We start from the raw sequence: 1,561 nt of genomic DNA, 5'->3' as shown, positions 1-1,561 counted from the left end.
CCTCGATCGCCCGGTCCAGCGCCGCGCCGACCGCCGCGAAGGGCGGTGTGAGGTCGGCGACGAGCCGGCGGCCCACCGGCGTCAGCGCCACGCGGCGGCTGGTCCGGGTGAACAGCGGCACGCCGATCCGCCGTTCGAGCTTGCGGATCGTCTGGCTGACCTGCGCGGTCGAGACGTGCAGCCGCTCCGCCGTGCGGCCGAAGTGCAGCTCGCCGGCCAGCGTCAGGAACGTCTCCAGCTCGCGCCACTCCGGCATGCCCGCCCCCATCGTCAACTCTCGCTTAACGATCGTGGCACACAACCGCGTTGATCGGCTGCCCGGGCCGCGCCAGCCTTGAGGGCATGATCACCGCAACCGACCGGCACGAGATCGTCGACGCGCTCTACCGCTTCGGCCTCGGCCAGGACCTCAAGGACCGCGAGCTGTTCGCGTCCTCGTTCGCCGAAGACGCCGTGCTGGACTTCCGGCCCGCGGCCGCCAAGTGGGGCGCGGAGCCGCCGCTGATGACCGGCCGGGACGCGATCGTCGACACGATCCTCGCGCTGTTCGACGGGCGCGTCGACACGACGCACCAGGTCACGAACCCGCGCGTCAGCGTCGACGGCGACACCGCGCACCTCACGGCGCTGGTCGAGGCCCAGCACCTGCTCAGCGCCGACCACGGCACGCACGCGCTGCTCAAGAACCGCTACGACACCGACCTGGTCCGCGACGGCGACCGCTGGGTGCTGCGCCGGGTGGTCATCGAGAACGCCTGGTACACCGGTGACCCGGTGGCCATCTTCGGCTGAGCGCTACTCGCCGCGCATCGACCGGCGGATCTCGGCCAGCCGGTCCTTGGCCGCCTGGTCGCGGTCGGCGATCTGCTTGTCGAGGGCGTCCGCCGTGTGCTCGGTGCCGAGCCCCGCGACCTCGGTGGCGCCGACCGACGTCGTGTACCGGTTCTCGATCTTGTCGCGCACGAAGTCGAAGCTGGGCACGCCGCCCTCGCTGTAGTCCGGCTCCGGCAGCGGCGGCGAGGGCACCGCGATCGCGGCGGTGGGGGTTTCGTCGACGATCTCGCCGTCCAGGACGTTCGGGTCGCCGTCGGGTGTGGTCATCTGCCCAATCTAGCGCCGGAGTGGGCACTCCCGCCGGTAGCGCAGTGGGTAATTCGGCCGTTGGGCCCGCCCGCGCGGTGCGTAATTCTCGATCCGCACAGCAGGTGTCCGGAAGGAGCAGACCATGAGTGCCGGGGCCTACCGCGCCGAAACCACGGAAATGGGGACGGTCGCCAAGGCGGTCGAGGAAGTCGGGTCGTCCTTCCATTCGGTGACCCGTGACCTGGAGGGCCTGGTGCTCGACGCGTTGTCGTTCGCCGGGATCGGGAGCGGGGTGGCCGCGGCGAACTCGGCGCTGCACTCCTCGCTGGGCAGCGCGCTGCAGAAGTTCCTGAGCCTGATCACGAACGTCAACCAGAACGTCCAGACGGCCGCGAACCGCTACAACGCGGCCGACTCCGACGTCGCGCAGGCCTACGGCGGCGGCCAGGCCCAGGCCGGCGGCGGGGGAGCGGCGGCC

The 1,561-nt window shown here is 71.4% G+C and carries 3 protein-coding genes and 1 pseudogene; 2 read left to right on the top strand and 2 right to left on the bottom strand.

Annotated elements, in window-relative coordinates:
* On the bottom strand, positions 1-256 hold a 256-nt coding region (locus tag G3I65_RS30935), incomplete at its 3' end, for a LysR family transcriptional regulator (RefSeq protein WP_160699237.1).
* Between the two features lie 86 nt (positions 257-342).
* On the opposite strand from G3I65_RS30935, the gene G3I65_RS30930 reads away from it, so the two are divergent.
* Positions 343-792, top strand: coding sequence for a nuclear transport factor 2 family protein (locus tag G3I65_RS30930; RefSeq protein ID WP_160699236.1), 450 nt, complete (start codon positions 343-345; stop codon positions 790-792).
* Positions 793-795: 3 nt separating this feature from the next.
* Here the strand turns inward: G3I65_RS30930 and G3I65_RS30925 are convergent, their stop codons facing one another.
* A complete protein-coding gene (locus G3I65_RS30925) occupies positions 796-1,101 on the bottom strand; it encodes a hypothetical protein (protein WP_086865104.1) in 306 nt (101 codons plus the stop codon).
* Positions 1,102-1,225: 124 nt separating this feature from the next.
* On the opposite strand from G3I65_RS30925, the pseudogene G3I65_RS30920 reads away from it, so the two are divergent.
* Positions 1,226-1,561, top strand: a pseudogene (locus tag G3I65_RS30920) (hypothetical protein); the annotation flags it as partial.

Source organism: Amycolatopsis sp. SID8362 (assembly GCF_010550475.1).
GTDB lineage: Bacteria > Actinomycetota > Actinomycetes > Mycobacteriales > Pseudonocardiaceae > Amycolatopsis > Amycolatopsis eburnea.
Note: the sequence above shows the minus strand (reverse complement) of the source record. Positions and strands in the feature narration are given on the sequence as shown.